Below are 25,134 nucleotides of genomic sequence, written 5' to 3' on the forward strand. Positions count from 1 at the left end.
ATGTCGATTTGGTTGTTGGCCCACCTGAAGAACAACTCAGATCGCCAGAAATGGTCGAGAAGTTCAATAGCAACTCAATGCGATATCTGCAAGGCTTGGCTGACAAGCGAGTTCCAGAGGCGTTCTATTCGCTGAGCTCGGCCTACGAACTGGGCGTTGTCACGCCCAAGGACCCCGTTCGCGCCTATGCGTACAAGAAGGCTGCCGGTGACATAGCGCCGACCCAGGGGAACGAAAGAGTCCTGCAAATAATGGCTAAGGGCATGACAAATGAGCAGATTGCGAAAGCGAAAGAGCTTGCACCACTGCTGATCCAAAGAAGCGTGAAATGAAAGGATGGGTGATCATAGGTTGCCTCTTTGACATTACTGGCAATCACGTCGATCTATGTCGTTGCACAGTCGAGCCCCGGGTCTCGGAAAACTGGATCTTTCAGCTGCCACACGTGCGTCCTGGTGTATCCACAACCTGACTCACGAACGAAGAACACGCTAGTCAGCATTCGCGATTCATTCAACCTGGGAAAAACATCAAACCAATGGATTGCGGTGGGCTACGTCATTCCCCTCCCTCATCACGCATGGGTTTGGTCGCCAGAATTCCAGAGTTGCATACAGCGACCTAGGCAGCATGCCCCTTTCAGGCCCCTCCAGGGCCTGCAGCCTGTCAGCGGAATGGCGTGACGTAAGAATGTGGGCGCTGTACGCCGATAGCTTCCGGGGCTAGCCTTTGAGTTCGGGGTAGAGCCCGATGAGCCCGAATTACAAGAAGTCCTGTACGGGAGGGAGCTACCAAAGCTCAATGTCGGCCTGCCCATGCCCTCAGAGACGGTCGATGCACTGACCCACAAGACCGAACATTGGAGCTATGAGACTGAGTGGCGCTATATATCGGAGCGAGAGTACATCGACCTGCCCGGACGGTTGCGCTCGATCTATCTTGGCAGCGGCGTCACGGCAGCAGTGAGAGACGCCGTGCTGAAGGTCGCTCCCAGCCATACAAAGGTGCACTTAGTCGGCCTCGACCCGGGGAATGTCCAAATGAAGTTGGGACCTGAGTTGCCTAGATCTTAGGCTAGGGCAATAGATTAAAATTCAACGACCATCTTCTGTCGGATCAGAAAGTTACAGTGCATCCCGTTCCGCAATGCCTTCATTGAAAACTGAGCCAGCGCCTTACGCCGCAAGGGGTCATCAAGAGTTGCGGAACGGCTTCCACCCAGTGGGTTACATTGTCGTCACTCGCCCCAAAGGAATGCACGCCATGCGCCAGATGTCTGGAGCCTTGTTCTCCACCATAGTCTTGGTGGCCGGGTTGACCACCAGCGCCTGCGCCAAATCTCCTGTGCCTGAACCCAGCAAGGAATCCGCTATGTCTGAGAACCTCCTCGTCGGGGAAACCCGCAATGGGCACACCTACACCAATGCGCCTGTAGAGGCCAAGTTGGGACCGTACCGTTTCATGATCCCAGCCAACTACTACGACGACCAGATGGGGCCGCCTTGGGACGGCATCGGCCTGCTGCTGCACCTGCAATGGCCCAGTATGGAGCCTGAGTTCCCTGGCATACGCTCCCGCCAGAACTTCGACGCCACCATGCGGCGGTTCAATATCTCCATCGACTACATCGAGCCAAGCCGGGAGCGGATCGAGGATGTCCTGCCGCGTTATGCAGAACTTGACACCGCCACAGGGCCAAACGCACCGGAGCTCCGCGATCCTCGCTACGCACTTGAGCGCCGGGACCCTTCCGAACGACTTGATCTACGCATTGCTCAGCCCGAATGGATGGGACTCACGCCCTATGCAATTGATGAGCCTAGAATGCAGGAATATTCCGTCGAGTACGCCAAGAAGTACGGCAAGCCAGCTCCGCGCAACCCTGCATATGAAGACGAGTGGTACGTGGCCCGCAACCCGGACGGCTCGCTGGCCACGCTGATCAAGTGCGACAGCCACAAGTACAGGCCCAAGGATGGCTTGATCATCGAGGGTGATCACATACTTAATGACGAAAACAGCCCTACCACTGCCGGATGTAGGCATAGCTTTGTAGACCGCGAGCGTAACCTAACCTTCAACATGAACTATGCGCGGGTCCTACTCAAGGATTGGAAGAAGATGGAAGACGCTGCCCGCGCCATCCTGCCCCGCTATCAAGTCAAATGAGGAGATAGCCCATGAGCGGCTTGAACGACAAGGACTTCCGCGTTCTGCAGTCCTATGCGAAAGAAGGAAACCGCGAGCTGTACTGGAACTACCTGGCGCAGGTTCCCGGCAATGACGGCTATGGCCTACTGGCCTTGGGCGTGGTGCGGCACGACAGTCTGCCGGGACGTGTTGCCGTCGGCTACGCGCAGGACTACGCAGAACACCAGCGTGAGCGCGGCTCTCAGTTTGCCAACAAGGTGCTCGACGAGCCTGCCTTGGAAGCCTTTGGACAGGAGCTGATCCGACAGGACCTTGCGCAGCGGCAAGCCGTCAGGGGCACTGACCTTTCCCTCAATCTCCCCGGAAAGGCAGTCCAAGATGCCCATGACGTCGCCTTTGATCGGCATAAAATTGACCCCAACGCCTGGACCCCGCGCGTGCTACTGGAAGCGGCCCGAAATCGCGGCGGCGACCAAGCGGCCGAACAGATTTGGAAGGACATGCTCGACAACAGCGCGCTGGGCGTGGTGCGCACGGGCAAGACCCTGGGCAGCATTGCCCAGAACATGGACCTGGCCGAGGGCGCGCGCTATGCCGGGACGCTGACCTCGCTGGAAATCCAGTCCATGGGTGCACGTTCGTCGGTTGACCCCAATGTGATTGGCACACAGCTCAAGTTCCACTACTTCCAAGCTGATCGACAGCAGTGGTATCAGGTCGATGCACCGACTTCCCCGCTGCCCCGACTATCTCCAGTCGTCCAGGAAGAGACCAACCCCGCCAAGATTGCCGAGCTCAACGCGGCCCGGGAAGTGCGTATGGAGCGGCAAGCCAAGGCCACCGCTTTCCACCCGGATGATCACTATCGTGACATTGCGCGCAGCCCGTTGACCGCAGGCATCACCCCTGAGATCCCTCAGCCCACCCAGCTGGCGGGCCTGACGCCGATGCAGCCGGGCCACCCTGACCACCCGCTCTACCAGCAGATTCGTGATGGTGTAGCGGCTCTGGACGCCAAGCATGGACGCAGCTTTGATGCCACCAGCGAGCGGATGACGGCCAGTCTGCTGGTACTGGCCAAGGACAATGGCCTTGACCGTGTGGACCACGTCATAGCCAGCAACGCGACCGGTCATCGTCCGGCAGGCTACACCCTCTTCGTCGTCCAGGGTGAGCCGAGCACTTCGGCCCATTTGCATGCGGACATTGCCACCGAGCAGGCGGCCAACACCTCGGTGGAAGCCTCCATGCAGCAGCTCGACACGGTCAGCCGCGAGGCCAATCAGCGCGCACAGACCCAGCAGATTGAGCAGAACACCCAGAACGCGCAGCACGAAGCTCACGCCCGCGTGCAGGCATGAATCAATACCGATACCCCAGCGTTCACCCGAGCAGCTACCTCACGCGGAGCACCGGCTAAATACACGGGCGCGCAAGCGGCTTGGATTCAAAGCGCCCCGCGACGTGTTTGCCGATAAATTCAACAACAGTGTTGCGAATCAAAGTTGAATCCACTGCGGAATAGCACATGGCCGCAATCTGGCCGCAGGCCACGCTTAGCCAGCGTGAGGCCAAGGCTCAATGGCCGGTCACATCGATGAGAACGAAGTGCCCGGACGCGCTGAACTGCGTGACGTTGTCGGCTTGGGGGATCAGGGCCGCCGCCCCGGCGTAGTAGAACCGCCTCGCGCTTCCGGAACCGGTTCCGTTCCCTTGCGGCCCAGCCAACCAGAATCCAACCCCGCGCTAGATCCGCTGGCACGAACGGGACGAGATCACGCCGTAGCGCCTCCCCGCCGGAACCTCCACATAGGCGCCCCCAGCTGCATCAAACGGTGACGTGGCCACGCCCACGATGCGCAGCGGCTTGGCCCAGGAGGCAAAAGCCAGCTCTCCGGTGTGCTCGCGGTAGACCTCGATGCCGGTCTTGCCAGGTGTCCCGGTGACCACCGAGTCGTATACCCACGCCGTGCCGAAGACCGTGGTGGCGCCGGCATAGGCCGTAACCGGTCAGTGCGCAGCGCGCGCACAGCGCACGCGACGCAAGGCAACGTCGTGCAGTTCAAGCTCGGCTTATCTGAGCAGTCGCCGAAGGTTCAGCGCGCGGCGGGAGGCGGATATGGGAGCCGCTGAAAAGCTGGACATCGTCGGAAAGGACTGGCTGACGGTGGAGGAGGCCGCGCATTACTGCGGCGTATCACGAAGCCAGTTCGATTCGAACATCGCCGACTACGGCATCGAACCCCGGAATTTCATGGGCAAGAAGCTCTACGAGAAAGCCGCCCTCTACTCTGCGATCTACGGCTCCAGACAATGGTCAAGGTCACAATCTTCTGACGGGACGGCGCCGCGTACCTCAACTGGCGGGAAGGCGGCAAGCGAAGCCGTGTCACCATTCGTCGCGTCAGCCCACGCGAGGCTGAGGGCGTACGAGCAGGGAAAGAAGCGGAACTGACCCGTGGAGTGCGCATCCTTCCCCGGCTACCCACGGTCAGGGACTTCCTGGAGGCATACCTGGATTGGTACAAGGCCGAGCCCCCCACCACGCACGGCAAGGCAACGAGCGAGGTCCGGCTGTTCATTGCTCGCTTCGGCCATCGACAGATCGACACCCTGCGGCCGATGGAAATGGAGCCCTACAAGACGGACCGCCTGACCAAGGACAAGGTGGCCCCGGAAACCGTAGGCAAGGAAGTGCGCAGGCTGCAAGCGGCGTTCCGGCGCGGAGTGAAATGGAAGGAGCTGGACTTCAACCCGCTGGAGGAAACGCAGGCACCGCACGGGGTTCGTAGCGTGGCGGTGCGGTTCTACGACCGGGCGACGATGCGGAAGCTGTACCGTGCAAACCCTGCACGGGCTGCACTTTGGCTGCTCATGGCCCACACGGGGCTGCGCCGCGGCGAACTGGTCGGACTGGGCAAGGATTCGGTGGCCGGACGCAGGCTCAGAGTCGAGAGCGATCCTGACGAAGATGGCGAGGGGCGCACGAAGTCGGGCAAATGGCGCGAGGTGCCGCTGAACCGGCATGCACGCTGGGCGCTTCGCCGCCTGCCCGATCCCCTTGTCGCCGTGCACAAGGACACGGTGTCCGACTGGTTCGCGTCGGATGCCAAGCGCGCGGGAATCGGTGGCAGCCTACACCGGCTGCGACACACCTTTTGCGCCCATATGGTCATTGCGGGAGTGCCGTTGCGACGGGTGCAGATCCTGGCCGGGCACACTGATTACGCCACGACCGAGAAGTACTACGCCCACCTGACGCCAGAGGGCGACGATGGCGCAGTGGCAAAGCTCAAGTACTGAGTGGGACCGTTGGGACCGTTGGGACCGTTGGGACCACTGGGACCAAACCCTGTGGATATGCGGGAAACAGTGGGAAGTGCACGCCACTGTATTTGCCTAACTTGTTGATTGTGGTGACCCCGGCCCGATTCGAACGGGCGACCTTCCCCTTAGGAGGGGGACGCTCTATCCAGCTGAGCTACGGGGCCATTGGCAGCTGGGAAGGATACCGCGTCTGGCTGAACGGACCAAGAGGTTGAAAGGCCAGCGACAGGCGCTGGGCGCTATGCTGGGGCCCCTCTCACGCCGCACTTCGCACCCTGTTTGATGATGAATTTCTGGGAGGGCCTCTCCAGCCTGGGTGACAGCCGGGTCCTGCTACCTCTGTCCGCCGTGCTTCTGCTGTCCCTGGCCGCGCCTCAACGTCCTATGAAATGGCGTTGGGCGATCACCATCGCGGCCGTTGCTCTGCTCACTCTGACCAGCAAGATTGCGTTCATGGGCTGGGGCGTTGGAATCGCATCGCTCGATTTCACCGGCATCTCCGGTCACGCCGCGATGTCCAGCACCATCTATCCGACCGCATTGTGGATGCTCGCCTGCGGCCGCAGTCAACGCCCCTGGGCATGGGCCCTGGCAGGTGTCGGGCTTGCGCTGGCCATCGCCGTATCGCGCCTGCCGCTGCGTGCGCATTCCGTGTCCGAAATCGTGGCCGGGCTCATCCTGGGATTGCTGGCAACCCTGGCCGTGCTGCGGAGCCAGGGCTTCCGCGCAGGCGCGCGCATCATCCGCAACAGCTCCGCCGCTCTGGCCATCACGATTGCCGCCGCCGTCCCGTTGCTGCTGGCCGATCTGCACACACATGATCTGGTGAAATCGCTGGCGACCGCACTGTCAGGGCGCGAAAGAGCGCTGGATCGATACGACCGTTGAGGCGCTGCTGCACCAATTATGTACCTGCCCCTTGACAGCACCTGTTCAGCCATCGACCATAGGGATGGAATTTTCCCTGACGGAGCAGGCCTCCCCATGTTCAAGAAGACGATCGCAGTTCTGGCCCTCGCGGCCTTTTCCGCCTCCCCGATGATGAGTTTTGCGCAGGAAGCGCAGGCTGTGACCGGCGCGGAGTCTTCCGCCGAAACGGGCGCTGCTGAAGTGGCTGGCGCAGAAGCCGCTGGCTATTCCACCGCTGCCGTGATCGGTACGACGGTGGTCACCGTCGCAGCAGCAGCCGTTGCCTACAGCATCGGTGGCGACAGCAGCAGCGGCAGCAATGATGGCGGCACTGGCACCGAACCCGGCGGCCCTGGCCCGGGCGGCCCGGGCACCGGCGGTACGGGTGGCACCGGCGGCACCGGCGGCACCGGCGGTACGGGTGGCACCGGCGGCTGATAGCCGCACCGAGCACCACACAGGCCCTCGCCGGGCGCGGCTCGGCGGGGGTTTTTTTATGCCCGTCAGAATCTCCACGAAATGAACATCACGACCCCTCGCTTTGTTGCCGCTGCACTCACGTTGCTGGCGTTGTCCGGCTGCGCGCTTGCGCCAGGCCAGCACCTCCGCCGCAGCGACGTTACCGTTGGCCGCAGCAGCGCCGATGGTCAGCTTGAAATCGTTACGATCACTCCGAAACTGATTGCACAGGAGAACGCGGTCCGCGCTCAGCATTCGCTGCCGTCCGCCCTCTTCGACTATCAGCCCGCCCCGTACCAGGTCGGTGTCGGCGACATTCTCTATGTCACTGTGTGGGACCACCCGGAACTCACCGTACCTGCCGGACCGCAGCAGCAGGGTGCGCTGGCCGGCCGCCTGGTACAGAGCGATGGTTCGCTGTTCTACCCCTACATCGGCAAGGTCAAGGCCACTGGCAAGTCACCGGTGGAAATCCGCGAGGAGATCAGCCGTCGCCTGGCCCAGTACATCGAATCGCCGCAGGTGGACGTCTCGGTACTGACCTACGGCAGCCAGCGCGTCTGGGTCACCGGCGCCGCCGAGCGCTCCTCGCCGATTGCCCTGGGCACCTCGCCGCTGACGTTGGCCGACGCGATCAGCCAGGCCGGATTGAACAGCGCCCAGGCCGATCTGTCGGGCATCCAGCTCAGTCGTGATGGCATCACCTATACGCTCAACCTGGAAACCCTCGCCCGCGAATTCGGCGGCCGACAGCTGTTCCTGAAGGATGGCGACTCCATTTACGTCCCCTACCTCGACCGCAAGGAAATCTTCGTGGTGGGCGAGGTCAATCTGCCGGGGGCTTACAGCTTCCGCACCGGCGACGTGTCACTGAACCAGGCGCTGGGCCGTGCACGCGGCCTGCTGCAGCAGACGGCCAATGGCAACGCCGTGTATGTCATCCGCGGCAGCACCGACCTGCAGCAGGAGCCGTCGGTGATCTACCAGCTTGAAGCACGGTCGCCCGCCGCATTCGCCGTCGGCAGCCAGTTCAACCTGCAACCAGGCGACGTTGTGTTTGTCGGGGCGGCCGGCGTAAGCCGCTGGAACCGTTTTGTGAACCAGCTGCTGCCCTTCACCAGCATCCTGTACAACGCCGCGCGCACTGGAACCGAAGTCAGGGATAACTGATATGGCGCGCACGGATGCCGCCCGCCCCAGGCCAGCCCATCGCGCCTCTGCCGCGGCGCTGCTGGCGATTGCCGTGGCCCTGGTCTTCTCCGGTTGCACGACGGGCAGCCGCTCCACCGCCGATACCTTCCGGCTGATGTTCCATAGGCCGGCACAGGCCACGGCGGAAGGGGTGGCCGCCAACCGCTTTCCGCAGATGCAGGTGGAAACACCGGGTCTTGTCGCTGTGGCCGTGCTGGGCTATGTCGATGGTGGCCGGCAACAATGGTATGCCGGCACGCATGCGGTCTTCGAGCTGAAGCGCAACGGACTGCTGCTTGGTGCCGACGGGATGGGCCGCAGCTGGCGGATCCGCGTGCTGGATCCTTCGCCGTTCGACAACCTGCAATCGGTCAATGCACCGGTGACCGTGCAGCGTCGTTATGACTGGACCCCCGCCTACCAGGTCGATGTTGCCGTGACCGGCACGCTGACCCGCGGCAAGCTGGAGCAGGTGGAGATCCTCGGCACGCCCCGCACGCTGCAGCGTTTCGACGAGCAACTACACGGAGGTGGGATGAGCGGGCGCAACGTGTACTGGGCAGATCCGGCAACCGGCTTCATCTGGAAGAGCCGCCAACACCTATCGCCGGGATACGTTGCGGAACTCACCCAACTCAAACCCTACCGCCCGGCCAAGGATTGAGCCATGACGTTATCAAAGCCAAGGCGGGCGGCCATCGCCCTGCTGCTTGTTGGCGGCGCCGTGAACGCGGCCGAATTGCGCATCGACGGCGCCGTGAATGCTGCCGGGATCCACAGCCTGCCGGCCAATGCCCGCCTGGCCGACGCCATGCTGCTTGCGCAACCTCGCTCCGATGCCTACATGCTGGGCGCCAGCTTTCAGCAGCAGCAGGCGCGGGAATCACAGCTTCGCCTGCGGGCGGGCCTGCGTTATGGCGTCGAGCAGCTGGCAACGTCCAGCGATGCGGAAGTTGCCGGCGCGGCCCACGCACTGGGGCTGTGGCTGGACAGCCACCCGGCGACCGGCCGTGTGCCCATCGCCGGCTCCGCGCGCCTGATTCAGGTACAACCACCGCACAACCCGCTGCTTGCCTCCGGCGATGCACTGCATGTGCCGCTGCAGCCTCGATCCGTGCAGGTGATGGGCGCGGTCGGGAAGCCGTGCACGCTGCCACACGCTGCGCAGCGCGATGCGCGGGATTACCTGCACGATTGCCAGCCAAACAGTGCCGCCGATCCGAACGAGGTCTACGTGATCCAGCCCGACGGCCGCGTGCAGCGGCTGGGCATCGCCCTGTGGAATCGCGCCGACCCCCAGGCCATCGCACCGGGCGGCAGCTTGTTCGTGCCCCTGCGCGCCTCGGTCCTCAAGCCCATCGATCCGCTGTTCAACAGTGATTTCGCCGCGTTCATCGCAACACAGCCCGTCAGCCCGTGATGACCCAGCCTTGCCAGCGTGCGCGCCTGATGCGCCCCGCCCGATCCGCGCTGAGCGCGCTCGCCCTGTCCCTTTCCTGCGCACTGCATGCGCAGGAAGCGCCGCCGACGACCGCCAACGAGTGGGGCGGCACCGGCCTGCTGCAGACGCCGACGGCACGCATGGCAGATGACGGAGACCTGATCTTCACCGCGTCCTACAACGCGCCCTATGCGCGCTACAACGTGACGCTGCAGCCGTTCCCGTGGCTGGAGACATCGTTCCGCTACATCAATGTCAACAACCTGTACTACGGCCCGAGCATCGCCGGCAACCAGCACTACAAGGACAAGTCGATCGATTTCAAGCTGCGCCTGTGGCAGGAATCACGCTGGCTGCCCGAAGTGGCCTTTGGCGTGCGCGACCTCGGCGGCACCGGCTTCTTCTCCAGCGAGTACCTGGTCGCCAACAAGAACTTCGGCCCCATCGACGCATCGCTGGGTTTTGCCACCGGCTACCTGGGCAATCGAGGTGATTTCTCCAACCCGCTGGGCGCCATTGATGATCGCTTCAAGGATCGCCGCACGATCGCCAACAGCGATATCACCCAGGCCGGCAAGTTCGGGCTCAGCAACATGTTCAAGGGCCCGGTCGGCATCTTCGGCGGCATTACCTACCAGACGCCTCTGGACGAACTGCTGCTCAAGGTTGAGTACGACGGCAACGACTACCGGCGTGAGCCGCGCGGCAACAACCTGCGCCAGCGCACGCCATTCAACGTGGGCCTGGTGTACGTACCCAACCGCAATGTGGAGCTCACGGCTGCCTGGGAGCGCGGCGACGCCGCCATGTTCTCGCTGACCCTGCGTGGCAATCCCGGCAATACCCCTGCCGCGCCAAAGCCGTTCGATCCGCCACCGCAGCGACTGCTGCCGGAGACCGACCCGGTCGGCGGGCGTGCGATCGCGGCCGGCCACGACGGCGCAGGCACCACGGCGGCCGCAGCCCCGGATTGGGCGGCGGTCACCGCCGAACTGCAGCGCAACGCCGGGTTCCGGGTTGAACGCATCTCCCGCCGCGGCGATGAGCTCTACATCGACGGCTACCAGACCCGCTATCTGCATGCGGCCAAGGGTCTGGGCCGGGCAACCCGCATCCTGGCCAACGCCACTGGCGATGACTACGACTGGTTCACCCTGCGCACTACCCGGGTGGGCATGCCCATCGCCGACCTGTCCATCAGCCGCGACGCGTTCGCCGGCTATCTCGAAGGCACGGTCAGCGAAGACGTGCTGCGCAGGAGCACGGAACTGCAACCGCCAGACACACGCGCGCGCGAAACGCTGTATAAGCCCAAGCGCAGCCCCTTCGGCGGCGGCTTCAACGTCGGCTATCGGCAGAATCTGGGGGGCCCCGACGGCTTCATCCTGTACCAGGTCGCCGCGAACTACAGCGGCAGCCTGTTCCTGCGCGACAACATCTGGCTGACCGGCACCGTCAGTGCCGATGTCACCAACAACTATCACAAGTTCAAGTACAACGCGCCGAGCCGCCTGCCACGCGTACGTACCGATATCCGCCAGTACCTGACCACCTCGGACGTGATGCTGCCCAACCTGCAGGCCAACATCGCCGGTCGCCTGGCTCCGGACCTGTATGGCATCGCCTATGCGGGCTACCTCGAGTGGATGTATGCGGGCGTCGGTGGCGAAGTTCTGTATCGCCCGTCCGGCGAGCGCTGGGCGGTCGGCGCCAATCTGAACCGGGTGCAGCAGCGTGACTACGACCAGCACTGGGGCCTGCGCGACTACCGGGTCACCACCGGCCACGCTACGCTCTATTACGCTTTCGACGCCCGCGAACGCATCATCGGCTCGCTCTCGGTGGGCCAGTACCTGGCCGGCGACAAGGGAGCGACCCTCGATGTGGCGCGCGTGTTCGACAACGGGGTGACGATGGGCGCCTACGCCACCAAGACCAACGTCTCAGCACGCGACTTCGGCGAAGGCAGCTTCGACAAGGGCATCTACTTCAGCATTCCGCTGGACGGCTTCCTGCCGCGCTCGACGCGCGGCCGCGCGGCCTTCAACTGGAACCCGCTGATCCGCGACGGTGGTGCCATGCTTGGGCGCAAGTACGGCCTGTATGGCATGACCGGCGACCGTGACGAGCGATTCTTCTACGACAACCTGCGCACGGTCGACGATTAAGCAGCGCGCCGGGAGCCTGGCTCCCGGCGCCCCTGCCGACGGCGCGCCTTCGACGGCGCGCCTGCGCTCAGAGATAGCGGACCCAGCTTTTCACGCCCTCATCCATCAGCGCATAGACGTGCTCGAACGCGGCTCGCTGCTGGCGGTACGGATCGGGGATTTCCCGATCAGCCTGCCACTTCCCCAGCAGGAAGGTCTTGCCCGATGCCTCCGGCGCGATCTCGATGATCCGATGGACATGCTTGCGCTCCATCACCAGCACCAGATCCGACGCAGCCAGGATGCTGCGCTCGATCTGCCGGGCGCGATGATTGCTGCCATCCAGGCCATGCTCGGCCAGCAGCGCCTGCGCAGTGGCATCCACGCCATGATTGACCAGTGCCCCCAGGCCCGCCGAGGACACGGTGATGCCCTTGCCCTGCACGGCTTCACGCAACATCACTTCAGCCGACGGACTGCGGCAGATGTTGCCGACACATACAACCAGAATATTCTTGAACACGGACAGCAGTTTCCATCAGTTCTTCAGTACGTAAACACGACGCCCGGCCGCTGCAGCAGGCCGGGCGTTTCCAGGCAGGCGTTACCCGACACGGCGTCGACAGGACACCAGCGGTCTAGTATGCCGACTTCTGCCCCAGCACCTTGAATGCAGTCAGCACGATGATCCGGGCATCCAGGGTCGGGCTCCAGCGCCGGATGTAGTCGATGTCGTACTGCACACGCTTCTTCATCGAACGCAGCTCAGGCGTCTCGCCACGCAAACCGTTCACCTGCGCCCAACCAGTGATACCCGGCTTGACGTAGTGACGGTGCATGTAGCGCTCGATCACACGTTCATAGTGATCGTTGTGCTGGGTGGCATGCGGCCGCGGCCCCACGACTGACATGCTGCCACCCAGGACATTGAAGAACTGCGGCAACTCGTCAAGGCTGCTGCGGCGCAGGAAGGCACCAAAGCGCGTTACCCGCGGGTCGCCACGGGTGGCCTGGGTGATCTGCCCCGCCCCTTCCTCGTGTACCCGCATGGAACGGAACTTCAGCATCCAGAATTCCTTGCCTCCCAGGCCGTGCCGGCGCTGGCGGAAGAACACCGGGCCCGGCGAGCTCAACTTCACGCCCAGGGCAAGGACGGCGAACAGCGGCGCCAGGGCGATCACTGCAACCCCTGCGACGAAGATGTCCTCCACACGCTTGAACAAGCGGAATCTATGGTCCGCCAGTCCCTGGCGAACGCCGATCATCGCCACATCGCCGACCTGATGGACGCTGGGATTCAGCGCACCAAGCCCAGTGGTATCCGGAATAAGCCGGACCGGAACGGGAAAACGCTCAATCTGTTTGAGTGTCTCGCGAATCGGCGCCGGGTCGCCGAACGGGAGGGAGACCCAGATCTGGTCAAATTCGCCACGATGCAGATTCAAGTAACCGGCAACATCGGCCAGACTACCGAGGCAGCGCGGCGCGTTGCCGCCCCGACGGGTGGCAATATCGCCAGCACTGGCAAAGTAGCCAACCACCTCCTTGCCCAGTTCCGGCTTGCCACGCAGCAGGCGATGAAGCTTCAGTGCCGGGGCACGCAGGCCGACGAGCAGGATCCGCTCACGATCCATTCCCCGGGATCGAAGCCGGTGCAACTGCACCCGCAGCAGCACGCGCAGAACCACCATCGCGCTCAGCCCGGAGACATACCAGCCGACCAGCCACGTGGCTGGCACTGCATCGGCGAGCCCGATCAGGACGGCATAGAGCGAGAACAGCGCGAACGTACCAGACCACGCCAGCAGCAACAGCCACAGATCGGCCAGCAAACCGCGTATCCGCCAGTTGCGGTAGACCGGCGCGACAGAGAAACAGACGATCGCGCTGAGGATCACCGCGCCGAAAACAATGCGCTGGGATTGATCCGGCACCGCTGCGCCGTACAGCACGATGTGGGAGAGAACGGCCATTCCCGGCAGCAGCAACAGGTCGCCCAAGCGCAGCCCAAGCTCCAGGGCAGCCCGGGCCTCGACGCGTCTCCGGCCCGCCCGGGCCCCGTGTGCGGGGAGATCTTCTACGGATCCATGTAGCAAGGTACTTCTCCAGGTTAAGCGGACCAGACAGCAAACGTGCTGTCCCTCACATGCCGAGGCTCCCCAAGCCGGCACGAAACTGTCGCGGTGGCGTCAATTACTTGTGGATGAATTGTGTACGAAACTTGACGCGATTGGTAGGAAGCTAACGATGGAGAAGCGCGCGCAAGCCCGGCAACCAGCCTTATACCATTGAAAAGACTGGGATTTTCGAATATTTCAAAGTGCATCAAAATTTTCCGAAATGCGTCCACCCGCGCCCAATTGTTGACACCACCACACCGGACATTCACGTCTTCATGCTTGCTCGAACGCAGTGACAACCACAATTTCAGCGAGGGAGCATTTCCTTCCTGCACCGCATCAAGCCCTGTCCCGGCCCTCTGCTACCATCGACGGTTCTGTCCATCGCGCCCCCACCTGCCCGCGACGGCACCAAACACAACGTAACGAAACACAGGAGTCTGCATGTCTTCCGAGCTGCTCAAGTCCCTTGGTCTGGACGCGATCAACGCTGGCACCTACCTGGGCAACGGGGAGTGGTCGAGCGCTACCGGCGGTGAGCTGATCACCCCGATCAACCCGACCACCGGCGAGCCGATCGCGCAGGTCCGCGCCACCACCGAAGCCGAGTACGAAACCGTCATCGCCCGTGCGCAGGAAGCCTTCAAGGTCTGGCGCACCACCCCGGCCCCGCGCCGCGGTGAAGCCGTGCGCCTGTGCGGCGAAGCGCTGCGCAAGCACAAGGACGCCCTCGGTTCGCTGGTCGCGCTGGAAATGGGCAAGAGCAAGCCCGAAGGCGACGGTGAAGTGCAGGAGATGATCGACATCGCCGACTTCGCCGTGGGCCAGAGCCGCATGCTGTACGGCTACACCATGCATTCCGAGCGCCCCGGCCACCGCATGTACGAGCAGTATCAGCCGCTCGGCCTGGTCGGCATCATCAGCGCGTTCAACTTCCCGGTCGCGGTGTGGGCATGGAACTCGTTCCTGGCCACCGTCTGCGGCGACATCTGCCTGTGGAAGCCGTCCAACAAGACCCCGCTGACCGCCATCGCCTCGATGCGCATCTGCAATGAAGCGCTGCGCGATGCCGGCTTCCCGGACCTGTTCTTCCTGATCAACGACGCCGGCACCGCGCTGTCGGAAAAGATGGTGGCCGACAAGCGCGTGCCGCTGATCAGCTTCACCGGTTCGACCCAGGTCGGCCGCACCGTCGCCGAGAAGGTCGCGCACCGCCTCGGCCGTTGCCTGCTGGAATTGGGCGGCAACAACGCGATCATCCTCGACGAGACCGCCGACCTGAAGCTGGCGATCCCCGGCATCGTGTTCGGTGCGGTCGGCACCGCCGGCCAGCGCTGCACCACCACCCGCCGCCTGATCGTGCACGAATCCATCCATGACGACGTGCTGGCCACGCTGGTCAAGGCGTACAAGCAGGTGGAAGGCAAGATCGGCGATCCGACCGACCCGGCCAACCTGATGGGCCCGCTGAACAGCGATGGCGCCGTGCAGCAGTTCCTGGCCTCCATCGAAAAGGCCAAGGCCAGCGGCGGCACCATCGAAACCGGCGGTACGCGCATCGACCGCGCCGGCAACTTCGTGCTGCCGGCCATTGTCACCGGCTTGAAGAACAGCGATGAAGTGGTGCAGCACGAGACCTTCGCGCCGATCCTGTACGTGATGAAGTACAGCACGCTGGACGAAGCCATCGACATGCAGAACGGCGTGCCGCAGGGCCTGTCGTCCTCGATCTTCACCACCAACCTGAAGACCGCTGAGCGCTTCCTGTCGGCGGCCGGTTCGGACTGCGGCATTGCCAACGTCAACATCGGCACCTCAGGCGCGGAAATCGGTGGCGCCTTCGGTGGCGAGAAGGACACCGGCGGTGGTCGCGAGTCCGGTTCGGATGCATGGAAGGTCTACATGCGCCGCCAGACCAACACCATCAACTATTCGGATTCGCTGCCGCTGGCCCAGGGCATCAAGTTCGACCTGTGATGGCAGAAACCGCGTCTCTGCGCGAGGGCCGGCCGGTGATCGATTTCACCGGCCGCCGGGTGTTGATCGCCGGTGGCAGCAAGGGCATCGGCCGCGAACTGGCGCTGGCGTTTGCCGGCGCCGGTGCGCAGGTTTCGGCCTGTGCACGCGGCCAGGCCGGGCTTGACGCCCTGCAGGCCGATGCGCGGTCACTGGGCACCGAGCTGCACATCTACGCCGCCGATCTGGGTGATCCCGCCCTCATCAGCACCTGGCTGCAGGCCGCCGCCGACGCGCTCGGCGGTATCGATGTGCTGGTCAACAACGCCACCGGCTACGGCATGGCCGATGACGAGGACGGCTGGGCCGCCAGCCTGCAGATCGACCTGATGGCCGCTGTCCGCGCTTCGCGCCTTGCGTTGCCGTGGCTGCGCGCCTCGTCGGACGCCTGCATCCTCAATCTGTCCTCGATCGCCGCGCAGCAGCCGCGTCCCGGCGGTGCACCGTACGCGGCGGCCAAGGCCGCGCTCTCGCACTACACCACCTCGCAGGCCCTGGCACTGGCCCCGGATCGGATCCGGGTCAATGCCATTGCACCAGGTTCGATCGAATTCGCCGATGGTCTCTGGGATCGACGTCGTACCGAAGATCCGGCGCTGTACCACGGCACCCTGGCGAAGATTCCGTTCGGCCGCTTCGGGCAGCCGCGCGAAATTGCCGACGCCGCGTTGTTCCTGTGCTCGCCGCTGGCGCGCTGGATCACCGGCCACGTGCTCAACGTCGATGGTGGCCAGGTATTGATGGGCTGAATCTGTAGAGCCGAGCCCACGCTCGGCTTGCGCGCGCAGCGCGGGCAATGCCGTACCAGCCGAAGCGTCAGCCGAGCATGGGCTCGGCTCTACAGGGCAATGCCCATGGGATTGCCGGGGCAGAGGCACTATCATGTCGGCACTGCCACGGAGGACTCGATGAGCGTGCCACCCCGACAGAGCAACGCCCTGGCCGTGGTCAGCCTGATCGCGGGCATCTGCAGCTGGACCGTGCTGCCGGGTGTCGCCGCCCTCGTCGCCATCATCACCGGGCACCTGGCCCGCGCCGAAATCCGCCGCCGCGCTGGCGAACAGGACGGCGATGGCATGGCCCTGGCTGGGTTGATCATGGGCTGGCTCAACATCCTCGCTGCGGTAGGCCTGGTGGCCATCCTGATCTTCGCGATGGTGGCGGCCGGTGCCGACGCAAAACCTGGACTGCGCTGGTGAAAGCACGATGACCTCTCCGGACAGCACTGAACGCTTCAGCAGCCGCGTCGCGGACTATGTCCGCTACCGCCCGGACTATCCGGCCGCGCTGATGGACTGGCTGCATGGCCCGATGGCCGTGGCAACCGACGCGCTGGTCGCCGACATCGGCGCAGGCACCGGCATCTCCAGCCGGCAGTTCCTGTCTGCCGGCCATCCGCTGGTCGCCGTCGAACCCAATGCGGCCATGCGCGCCGCCGCCGAACACTGGCTGGCGCCGCACTATCCGCAGTTCTCCGCCGTCGATGGCCGCGCCGAGGCCACCGGCCTGGCCGATGCCAGCGTTGACCTGGTCAGTGCCGCACAGGCTTTCCACTGGTTCGACACCGTGGCCGTGCGCGCCGAGTGGCAGCGCATCCTGCGCCCAGGCGGCCTGGCACTGATCTACTGGAACTCGCGCCTGCTCGATGCCAGCCCGTTCCTGGTCGGCTACGAACAACTGCTGCTGGACTACGGCACCGACTACACCGCCGTGGCCGAACGCTACCAGGACGACGCCACCATGCAGGCCTGGTTCGGTACCGGCCTGCGCGGCATGGTACAGCTGCCGAACGTGCAGCACCTGGACCTGGACGCCCTGAGTGGGCGCCTGCTGTCTTCTTCCTACGCGCCGCAGCCCGGCCATCCGCGCCACGCGCCGATGCTGGCTGCGCTGCAGGACCTGTTCGCCGCCCACGCGGTCGACGGCCAGGTCGCTTTTGAATATCGAACCCGAGCCTTCCTCGGTACGCTGGACTGAAACCTACGCATGTATTCGCTTGCCCGCCCCTTCCTGTTCTCGCTCGACGCCGAACGCGCCCACGGTCTCGGCCTGTCCGCTCTGGACCTGGCCTATCGCACCGGCACCACGCCGCTGGTGGCCGCACGCATCGCGCCGATGCCCAGCACGGTGTTCGGGCTGACGTTCCCCAATCCGGTCGGCCTTGCTGCTGGACTGGACAAGAATGGCGAGCACATCGATGCACTGTTCGCACTGGGCTTCGGTTTTGTGGAGATCGGCACGATCACGCCGCGACCGCAGGCCGGCAACCCGAAGCCGCGCCTGTTCCGGCTGCCGGCGCACAACGCGATCATCAACCGCATGGGCTTCAACAATGCAGGCGTGGATGCGCTGGTGCGCAACGTCGAACGCGCGCGCAACCGGCGCGGCCTGCTCGGCATCAACATCGGCAAGAACAAGGACACCCCCAACGAACAGGCCGCCGATGACTACATCGCCTGCATGGACAAGGTGTACCCGCTGGCCGACTACATCACCGTCAACATTTCCTCGCCCAATACCGCCGGCCTGCGCGAACTGCAGGAAGAGACCGCGCTGCGGCAGCTGGTCAGCCAACTGCGTGAGCGCCAGGAAGCGCTGGCCGCGCAGCATGGCCGGCGCGTGCCGATGCTGGTCAAGGTGGCCCCGGACCTCAACGAGCGCGACATCGATGCCGCCGCACGTGTACTGGGCGAACTGCAGGTGGACGGTGTGATCGCCACCAACACCACCATCGACCACAGCCGGGTTGCCGGCGATCCGCTGGCCAATGAAGCCGGCGGGCTTTCCGGTGCACCGGTGCTGGAGCAGTCCACCCTGGTGCTGCGCCGCCTGCGCGCGCGCCTGCCCGAATCGGTGCCGCTGGTCGGTGTCGGCGGCATCCTCTCCGGCGCCGACGCCGTGGCCAAGATGGCCGCCGGTGCGGCGCTGGTGCAGTGCTACAGCGGTCTGATCTTCAAGGGCCCGGCGCTGGTCGCCGATTGTGTGGAGGCGATCCGGCGCCGACGCGAGGCGCCCAGCCGCGGCGCGGTGGCACCGCTGTGAGTACCCCCATGGACGACACCAACAACGCTGCAGCCCCGCTGCGCTGGACCCTGACCCGCAACGCACCGCTGCAGGCCCTGAACACCTTCCACGTGCAGGCCAGCGCAGCGCAGTTGCTGGAACTGCACGATGCCGCGCTGCTGCCGGAGGTCCTGGCCCTGCCGGACGTGGCCGATGGCCCGTTGCTTGTGCTCGGCAGCGGCAGCAACGTGCTGATCGCCGACGACCTGCCCGGCACCGTACTGGTGTTCGGCAACCGCGAAATCACTTTCCTTGAACATCGCGCCGACCACGCGGTGATCCGCGCCGGCGCCGGCGTGTCCTGGCACGGGCTGGTGATGTGGTCGCTGCAGGAAGGCCTGTCCGGGTTGGAAAACCTGGCGCTGATTCCCGGCACGGCCGGTGCATCGCCGATCCAGAACATCGGCGCCTATGGCGCCCAGGTCGGCGAGTTCATCCAGACCGTGGAGGCCTGGGACTGCCTGGAAAAGACCTGGGTACGGCTGGACAACGAACAGTGCGGTTTCGCCTACCGCGACAGCGTGTTCAAGCAGCAGCCGGACCGCTACCTGATCACCGCCATTGAACTGAAGCTGCCTCTGCTGCATGACCTGCGCATGGGCTACGCCGGCATCCGCGAAGAACTGCAGGCACAGGGCGTGGAACTGCCCAGCGCGGTGGACGTCGCAAATGCAGTGATCGCGATCCGTCGCCGCAAGTTGCCCGACCCGGATGTGCTGGGCAATGCAGGCAGCTTCTTCAAGAACCCGGTGCTGCCGCTGGAACAGGTGGAGGTGCTGCTGCAGCACTTCCCCGAGCTGCCGGTGTTCCCGGCAGACCGTGACGACCGCCGCAAGGTCTCGGCCGCCTGGATGATCGAATCCTGCGGCTGGAAGGGCTTCCGCGAGGGCGATGCCGGCGTTGCCCCCAGCCATGCGCTGGTACTGGTCAACCACGGTAACGCCACCGGCACTGAACTGCTGGCGCTGGCGCGGCGGATCTCCGCCTCGGTGCTGGAGAAGTTCGGCGTGCCGATCGAACCGGAGCCCCGCCTGCTCGGCGCACAGTGGTGAGCACACCCGCCCTACCCGCCAGCGCCACCCCGTTGCGGGCGGCGCTGCTGATGCTCGGCAGCACCATGGCGTTCGGCCTGATGGCGGTGGCGATCCGCTATGCCACCCGCTACGTGCCGACCCAGGAAGTGGCGTTCTTCCGCAATGCCTTCGGCCTGCTTGCGCTGCTGCCGATGCTGCTGCGCCCGGGCCATGCCCCGTTGAAGACGCAGCAGCTGCCGCGCTATTTCGTGCGCAGCGCGATCGGCCTGGGATCGATGCTGTGCGCGTTTTGGGCATTGGGCCACCTGCCACTGGCACAGGCCGTTTCGCTGTCGTACTCCACGCCGTTGTTCGTCACCATCGCGGCGGTGCTGTGGCTGGGCGAGAAGGTCCGCGTGCGGCGCTGGGCGGCGGTGGTGGTGGGCTTCATCGGCGTGCTGGTGATCGTGCGGCCGGGCACCGCCGGTTTCACGTCCGGCAGCCTGATTGCCGTGGCAGCCGCCGTGCTCAGCTCGCTGGTGGCGATCCAGATCAAGCAGCTCACCCGCATCGACAGCGCCGACACCGTGGTGCTCTACACCTACGTGTTCTGGGTGCCGCTGTCACTGATTCCGGCGTTGTTCGTCTGGGTCTGGCCTGCCGGCATCGCCTGGGTCTGGCTGCTGGCCACCGGCGTGCTGGGCACCATCGGCCAGTTGCTGTGGACGCGTGCATTGCGGCTGGGCGAAGTCTCCGCGCTGACCCCGATCAGCTTCCTGCAGTTGCCGCTGGTGACCTTGTGCGGCTGGCTGCTGTTCGCCGAGACGGTTGATCGCTGGACGATCATTGGCGCCGGCATCATTCTCGCCGCCAACGCCTACATCGCCCACCGCGAAGCGGTGCTGTCACGGCGTGCAGCGAGCGTCGCCGCGAGCGCGGCCGCCAAGCCGGCAGAGTAAGGGATTCTGGCCGGGCTGCGCCCGGCACCCGCAGAGGCCGGAGCAACGGCAACAGCAACAGCGGGCATTCCGTGGGATGGCGGGGTGGTGTCGGATTGCGGGGACGCCGTAAATACGTCCCTGTAGGCTTGGCCGCGGCTTGCTCGTGTGCGCTGTCCTGCGCACACGGCAAGACCGGGGTTGGGCATCCTGCCCAACCCGCCCGAGGCATGCCTCGGGCCCATGCCGCGGACACCCCCGCAACCGGACCCACCCCGCCTTCGACAGATCTCCGCAATCTGTTGGGATGGCATGACTTGCTCTTGGTGGGTGTCGACCTTGGTCGACACGTAGATCCACGCCATGCGTGGATGCTCTTCAATCAATTGTCGAAATGTTCGATTTCGATGGAGATTCATCCACGCATGGCGTGGATCTACCCGATCGCGGAGATCTGTCAGAGGTGGGGTGGTGTCGGATTGCGGGGTGTCAGCCGCATGGATGCGGCTGCCAAGCCTACAGGGACGTATTTACGGCGTCCCCGCAATCCGACACCACCCCGCCATCCCACGGAATGCCCGCTGTTGCTGTTGCCGTTGCTCCGGCCTCTGCGGGTGCCGGGCGCAGCCCGGCCGCAACCCCTACAGCACCCGATACGCGCGCTCGGCCGCATCGAATACATTGCCCGGCGCGAACTGCTCGCCCAGGTAATGCAGTGACTGCCGGTGCTGCTGCAGCGAACGTTGCGCCGCGCCAGGGCCCAACAGCATCTGCTCGAACTCGATCAGGTCCTGCAGGATGCGCCAGTGCCGGTACCACGCAATCCAGCGCGGATCACCGAGGTCGCTGCCATACCCCTCGGCGAAGCCCAGCGGATGCTCACGCCCCCAACGGCCCCCCACCGCAGCGCCGACAAACATCAGGTCGCGCTCGCGCGGGGCCAGCGCCAGGCCGTCCCAGTCGATCAGGTGCAGCGCGTCGTCCTGCCCCATCAGCAGGTTGCCGGCGTGCAGATCGGTGTGGCACAGGCACAGTGCGGGGGCTTCGTCCCGCAACGCACGACGCAGTGCTTCGGCACGCTGGTGAAGTTCTGCGATGCGCGGCCGCTGTTGCTGCCACAACGCCAGGAATGCACTGCCGGATCGATCCTGCGCCTGCGCCAGCGTTGCGGGCTCCTGCAACCACGCACCCACCGTATCGACCGCCGCGGTTTCAAGCCGCAGCGTCGGCAATGCCTGGCGCAGCGCTGGCGGAATCCCGGCCTCATGCAGGCGCCGCAGCACCTCGCCCAGCCTGCGCCATTGCGCGCGGCTCAGCGGTGCCTCGAAGCCCGATTGCCCTTCGATATAGGGGAACAACGTGAACTGCAGGCCCCAACGCTGCACCGATGCACCACCGGTCAATGCCGGCCACGGCGCAACGATCTCTTCAATGCCCAACGTGCCACGCAGCCAATGCAGGCTGTCCCAGACCGCTGGCGCAACCTGATAGTTGCGGCACTTCAACCACCAGTGGTCGTGGCGGGCATCGATGCGGAAGACGCATGCGTTGGCGTCGGCACCCACCGGACGCGGCACCACCGCCGTCGCGTTGATGTCGTAGGACTGCTGCAGGACTTCAACGATCTGCTGCGCCGAAGCGAAGGACATGGATGCAGGCGTGCTTTGGTGACGACACCTACTATCGCAGATGACCCTGCATCCGCACAGGCTAACGGGTCACAACATCGGTGTCCTGCGACAAAAGAACTAGCCGGCAACGCGTCGCATGACCGCCTCCAGCGGGCCGCGTGCGAACTGCCACGACCACAACCAGGCTGCTGCGGTAGCCAGCATCACGAACAGCAACGCGGCCATCAACACCCACGACAGGCTGGCGCTTCCATCAAGCAGACCGAGCGATTCCAGCACGCCCATGCCAACCAGGATGTGCGCCACGTACAGGCTCAGCGTCATCCGTCCGGCCGCGGTGAACGGCTCCAGCCAATCACCGGGATGCAGCCGCACCAGCCACAGGCACGCGGCGATCAGTGCACACGCCGCGCCTGCGCCGGTCAGCAGATACGCCGGACCGGGCGGCATCGGCTGCGTCGCCAGCCACAACTGCCACGCCGTGCCGTGGCCCCACTGCTGCAACGCCTGGCCGGCGCCCATCAACAACAGGCCGAGCAACAGCAGGGCACGCTGCACCCGTGGCTGCGACAGCGGCAGCCGCGCCAGCAGCATGCCCAGCAGGAAGAAGCACAGCCACGGCAACACGGGATGGAAACCGTTGAACAGCAGGTTGCGCATCGCACCCGGCCATTGCCACAGACCTTCGTAGGCCAGCGTCTGCCAGTTCCAGCCCTGGCTGTAGTCCCAGCGCAGCAGGGCCCAGAACGAGAGCATCGCCACGGCCGCCATGCTGCCCAGCAGAACACGAGGCGAGGCGCGCAGCCACAGCACCGCCACCGCGAAGTACACCGCGTAGTAGTGCAGGATGTCGGCGGGAAACACGCTCAGGTTGAGCAGGCCGAGTACGGCCAGGAACACGGCCCGTCGCCAGGTCTGCATGCTCGCCTGCCACCACGCTTGCCGCTGCGTGGCCAGCACCAACCCCACCCCGGCCAGCGTCACGAAGGTTGCCGAGGCTTTGCCTTCCAGCAGATGGAAAAATCCAGCAAGCAGCCCGCCACCGTCGGCCTCGACGGCCATCGCCAGACGGAAGTTGACCAGCACCATGCCGGCCAGCGCGAGATAGCGCGCGAGGTCCAGCCCATGCAACCGTCGATCGTCGCTGCTCACGAACGGCCTCCAAGCAGCGCTGCCAGCAGGCCGGGATCAAGCACGTCGGCATCCGCCTCGCGCGCCTCGCCCAGCCCCTGCCGCAACGCATCGCTTTCGATCGCATCCAGCAGCACCTGCGACTGCAGCGTCGCCGACAGCGCGGGGCGCCGGCGCTCACGCCGCGCAACCTCCTGCAGGGCCTCGGCCAGACCGCGCTGCAACTGCGCGCGGTTGCCCGCAAATGCCGCCGCCACCGCCGGATTGCGCGTGCTCTCGGCCAGCACTTCCACACTCAGCAGCGCCCATTCCGGCTGCCGGCACAGGGCATGAAAATCCTGCAGGAACACCTGCACCTGCGCACGTTCGCCACGGCAGTCCGTCAAGCGTTGCAACAGGGGCTGCAGCTCATCCTGTTCGGCTTCGGCCGTGGCCAGGATCAGCGCCTCCTTGCCGGGAAAGTGGTTGTAGAGATTGCCCAGGCTGACGCCGGCCGCCTGCGCGATGTCGCGCATGCTGGTCTGATGGAAGCCCTTGGCCAGAAAACACTGCAGGGCAGCCTGCAGGATCTGCGAGGCACGCTGTTCGTTGCGGTCGGTACGGTTCATGCGGCAAACAATGAACGAACGTTCGTCCTTTTAAAAGATCGGCCGAGGCTATCGGCCAGTCGCCGTTCAGGCCGCTGCACTTGACCTCAACCGCTGTTGAGGGCCGATCCTGACGCGCCATGCAACACCAGCGGACTGCGCATGCTCCTAGAAGAATTCGTCCAACAGGCGGTAGAACGCCAGTCGATCTTCATCGGCACGCATGCCATAGCGGGCCAGCAGTGGTGCGACCCAGCGGGTGTCGCCGTAGTTGTGCACCAGGCTGCGCGCGGCCAACGCCAGGTCCTGGCAACGATCAGCCACGCCCAGCCGGCCGCAATCGATGAAACCACTGAAGCGCCCGTCGACCGCGATCAGATTCGGCAGGCACGCATCGCCGTGCGCTACCACCAGATCCTCATCCGCCGGACGGGTTGCCAGCAGTTCGGCATAGACCTGTTCCGCGCTCTTGCCCAGACGCTCATCGTCGAAATCATCCGCATCGATCTGCCCCGCGGCAACGCGCGCGGCTACCGCTGGCAGGCGCGAAGCGAGGCGATGATCGAACGGGCAAGCGGCGACTGGCAGCGCATGCAGATCGCGCAGCGCGTCGGCCAGCAGCACGACCACCTGGGTGGGCTGCAGCGCCGGCGACGATGCTAGGTCATGGCCGGGCAACGCGCTCATCAGCAGCCAGCGCCGACCACCCTCCTCCGCCGTATCCAGCACCTTGGGCGCCGGCTGTCCCTGTGCCCGCAGCCAGCGCAGACGAAGGATCTCGCCATCCAGCTCGCTGAAGGCATCGATCACTTCCGATTTCAGGAACGCATCCGGCAACCCCGGGCGTCGCACCCGCGCTACATCAGCGCGCGACACGCCGATGCTCTGCATCTCGATCTCCGCATCGCGCAGTGCGCTGCACCACTGCGACGGCAAGGGCATGACACCGCCATCGCTCGATCCTGCTTCCATCTCCAACGCTCCGGCCCCGGTCACAGCCTGGATTCTCT

General features: G+C 64.7%; 24 protein-coding genes, 1 tRNA gene and 1 pseudogene. 19 read left to right on the forward strand and 7 right to left on the reverse strand.

The features are described 5' to 3' along the window. The 6 genes and pseudogenes from GIW57_RS16885 to GIW57_RS23800 all read left to right on the forward strand — a co-directional run. A partial coding sequence (locus tag GIW57_RS16885; RefSeq protein WP_236512034.1) for a hypothetical protein occupies window positions 1–332 on the forward strand: 332 nt, incomplete at its 5' end. A gap of 931 nt (window positions 333–1,263) precedes the next feature. After that, window positions 1,264–2,169 (forward strand): hypothetical protein, encoded by a 906-nt coding sequence (locus tag GIW57_RS16890; protein WP_236512036.1) that lies wholly within the window; start codon window positions 1,264–1,266, stop codon window positions 2,167–2,169. Window positions 2,170–2,180: 11 nt separating this feature from the next. Next, window positions 2,181–3,512 carry an XVIPCD domain-containing protein gene (locus tag GIW57_RS16895; RefSeq protein WP_236512038.1) on the forward strand — a complete coding sequence of 444 codons (1,332 nt, stop codon included), beginning with the start codon at window positions 2,181–2,183 and terminating at the stop codon, window positions 3,510–3,512. A 46-nt stretch (window positions 3,513–3,558) separates the two neighbouring features. Next, window positions 3,559–3,660: pseudogene (locus tag GIW57_RS16900) on the forward strand (IS30 family transposase); the annotation flags it as partial. Window positions 3,661–4,270: 610 nt separating this feature from the next. After that, complete coding sequence (locus tag GIW57_RS16905; RefSeq protein ID WP_236512040.1) at window positions 4,271–4,606, forward strand: hypothetical protein; 336 nt, start codon at window positions 4,271–4,273, stop codon at window positions 4,604–4,606. Between the two features lie 8 nt (window positions 4,607–4,614). Continuing rightward, on the forward strand, window positions 4,615–5,454 hold the full coding sequence (locus GIW57_RS23800) for a tyrosine-type recombinase/integrase (RefSeq protein WP_236512041.1): 840 nt from the start codon (window positions 4,615–4,617) through the stop codon (window positions 5,452–5,454). 111 nt (window positions 5,455–5,565) lie between these two features. Here the strand turns inward: GIW57_RS23800 and GIW57_RS16915 are convergent. Next, window positions 5,566–5,642: transfer RNA gene (locus GIW57_RS16915), tRNA-Arg, on the reverse strand. A gap of 118 nt (window positions 5,643–5,760) precedes the next feature. On the opposite strand from GIW57_RS16915, the gene GIW57_RS16920 reads away from it, so the two are divergent. The 6 genes from GIW57_RS16920 to GIW57_RS16945 all read left to right on the forward strand — a co-directional run bounded on the left by GIW57_RS16920 (window position 5,761) and on the right by GIW57_RS16945 (window position 11,646). Then, a complete protein-coding gene (locus GIW57_RS16920; RefSeq protein ID WP_236512042.1) occupies window positions 5,761–6,366 on the forward strand; it encodes a phosphatase PAP2 family protein in 606 nt (201 codons plus the stop codon). 96 nt (window positions 6,367–6,462) lie between these two features. Then, window positions 6,463–6,825 (forward strand): hypothetical protein, encoded by a 363-nt coding sequence (locus GIW57_RS16925; protein WP_236512043.1) that lies wholly within the window; start codon window positions 6,463–6,465, stop codon window positions 6,823–6,825. An 81-nt stretch (window positions 6,826–6,906) separates the two neighbouring features. Continuing rightward, window positions 6,907–8,016, forward strand: a complete 1,110-nt coding sequence (locus tag GIW57_RS16930) for a polysaccharide biosynthesis/export family protein (protein ID WP_236512044.1) — start codon at window positions 6,907–6,909, stop codon at window positions 8,014–8,016. 1 nt (window position 8,017) lies between these two features. Continuing rightward, window positions 8,018–8,701 (forward strand): YjbF family lipoprotein, encoded by a 684-nt coding sequence (locus tag GIW57_RS16935; protein WP_236512045.1) that lies wholly within the window; start codon window positions 8,018–8,020, stop codon window positions 8,699–8,701. Window positions 8,702–8,704: 3 nt separating this feature from the next. Further along, window positions 8,705–9,457, forward strand: a complete 753-nt coding sequence (locus GIW57_RS16940) for a capsule biosynthesis GfcC family protein (protein ID WP_236512046.1) — start codon at window positions 8,705–8,707, stop codon at window positions 9,455–9,457. 29 nt (window positions 9,458–9,486) lie between these two features. Then, entirely contained in the window at window positions 9,487–11,646 is a 2,160-nt protein-coding gene (locus GIW57_RS16945) for a YjbH domain-containing protein (protein ID WP_236512047.1), read from the forward strand. A gap of 67 nt (window positions 11,647–11,713) precedes the next feature. Here the strand turns inward: GIW57_RS16945 and GIW57_RS16950 are convergent, their stop codons facing one another. Both GIW57_RS16950 and GIW57_RS16955 read right to left on the reverse strand, forming a co-directional pair. After that, the gene (locus tag GIW57_RS16950; RefSeq protein ID WP_236512048.1) at window positions 11,714–12,148 is read right to left on the reverse strand and encodes a low molecular weight protein-tyrosine-phosphatase; all 435 of its coding nucleotides are present in this window, start codon (window positions 12,146–12,148) and stop codon (window positions 11,714–11,716) included. Between the two features lie 115 nt (window positions 12,149–12,263). Then, window positions 12,264–13,721, reverse strand: a complete 1,458-nt coding sequence (locus tag GIW57_RS16955) for an undecaprenyl-phosphate glucose phosphotransferase (protein ID WP_236512049.1) — start codon at window positions 13,719–13,721, stop codon at window positions 12,264–12,266. A gap of 468 nt (window positions 13,722–14,189) precedes the next feature. Between GIW57_RS16955 and GIW57_RS16960 the strand changes: the two genes are divergently transcribed. The 7 genes from GIW57_RS16960 (at window position 14,190) to GIW57_RS16990 (ending at window position 20,796) form a co-directional block, all read left to right on the forward strand. Continuing rightward, window positions 14,190–15,722: an aldehyde dehydrogenase family protein gene (locus GIW57_RS16960; RefSeq protein WP_236512050.1), complete on the forward strand. Its 1,533-nt coding sequence runs from the start codon at window positions 14,190–14,192 to the stop codon at window positions 15,720–15,722. Beyond that, window positions 15,722–16,510, forward strand: a complete 789-nt coding sequence (locus tag GIW57_RS16965) for an SDR family oxidoreductase (RefSeq protein ID WP_100465159.1) — start codon at window positions 15,722–15,724, stop codon at window positions 16,508–16,510. Before GIW57_RS16960 ends, GIW57_RS16965 begins: the two co-directional genes overlap by 1 nt. A gap of 159 nt (window positions 16,511–16,669) precedes the next feature. Beyond that, on the forward strand, window positions 16,670–16,960 hold the full coding sequence (locus GIW57_RS16970; protein ID WP_025874887.1) for a DUF4190 domain-containing protein: 291 nt from the start codon (window positions 16,670–16,672) through the stop codon (window positions 16,958–16,960). A gap of 7 nt (window positions 16,961–16,967) precedes the next feature. Further along, the gene (locus GIW57_RS16975) at window positions 16,968–17,738 is read left to right on the forward strand and encodes a class I SAM-dependent methyltransferase (RefSeq protein WP_236512051.1); all 771 of its coding nucleotides are present in this window, start codon (window positions 16,968–16,970) and stop codon (window positions 17,736–17,738) included. Between the two features lie 9 nt (window positions 17,739–17,747). Beyond that, window positions 17,748–18,803 (forward strand): quinone-dependent dihydroorotate dehydrogenase, encoded by a 1,056-nt coding sequence (locus GIW57_RS16980; protein ID WP_089240644.1) that lies wholly within the window; start codon window positions 17,748–17,750, stop codon window positions 18,801–18,803. Between the two features lie 8 nt (window positions 18,804–18,811). Continuing rightward, window positions 18,812–19,876: a UDP-N-acetylmuramate dehydrogenase gene (gene murB / locus GIW57_RS16985; protein WP_180166890.1), complete on the forward strand. Its 1,065-nt coding sequence runs from the start codon at window positions 18,812–18,814 to the stop codon at window positions 19,874–19,876. Window positions 19,877–19,908: 32 nt separating this feature from the next. After that, the gene (locus GIW57_RS16990; protein WP_100465731.1) at window positions 19,909–20,796 is read left to right on the forward strand and encodes a DMT family transporter; all 888 of its coding nucleotides are present in this window, start codon (window positions 19,909–19,911) and stop codon (window positions 20,794–20,796) included. 620 nt (window positions 20,797–21,416) lie between these two features. Here GIW57_RS16990 and GIW57_RS16995 read toward each other — a convergent pair. The 4 genes from GIW57_RS16995 to GIW57_RS17010 all read right to left on the reverse strand — a co-directional run bounded on the left by GIW57_RS16995 (window position 21,417) and on the right by GIW57_RS17010 (window position 25,096). Next, window positions 21,417–22,424: an aminoglycoside phosphotransferase family protein gene (locus GIW57_RS16995; protein WP_236512052.1), complete on the reverse strand. Its 1,008-nt coding sequence runs from the start codon at window positions 22,422–22,424 to the stop codon at window positions 21,417–21,419. 99 nt (window positions 22,425–22,523) lie between these two features. After that, a complete protein-coding gene (locus tag GIW57_RS17000; protein ID WP_100465155.1) occupies window positions 22,524–23,558 on the reverse strand; it encodes a DUF418 domain-containing protein in 1,035 nt (344 codons plus the stop codon). Further along, window positions 23,555–24,145: a TetR/AcrR family transcriptional regulator gene (locus tag GIW57_RS17005; RefSeq protein ID WP_100465154.1), complete on the reverse strand. Its 591-nt coding sequence runs from the start codon at window positions 24,143–24,145 to the stop codon at window positions 23,555–23,557. Before GIW57_RS17005 ends, GIW57_RS17000 begins: the two co-directional genes overlap by 4 nt. Window positions 24,146–24,292: 147 nt before the next feature. Continuing rightward, window positions 24,293–25,096 (reverse strand): APH(3')-II family aminoglycoside O-phosphotransferase, encoded by an 804-nt coding sequence (locus GIW57_RS17010; RefSeq protein ID WP_100465153.1) that lies wholly within the window; start codon window positions 25,094–25,096, stop codon window positions 24,293–24,295. Window positions 25,097–25,134 lie beyond the last annotated feature (38 nt).

Origin of the sequence: Stenotrophomonas sp. PA-6-5C (assembly GCF_021605635.1) — a bacterium.
GTDB classification, from domain to species: domain Bacteria; phylum Pseudomonadota; class Gammaproteobacteria; order Xanthomonadales; family Xanthomonadaceae; genus Stenotrophomonas; species Stenotrophomonas lactitubi.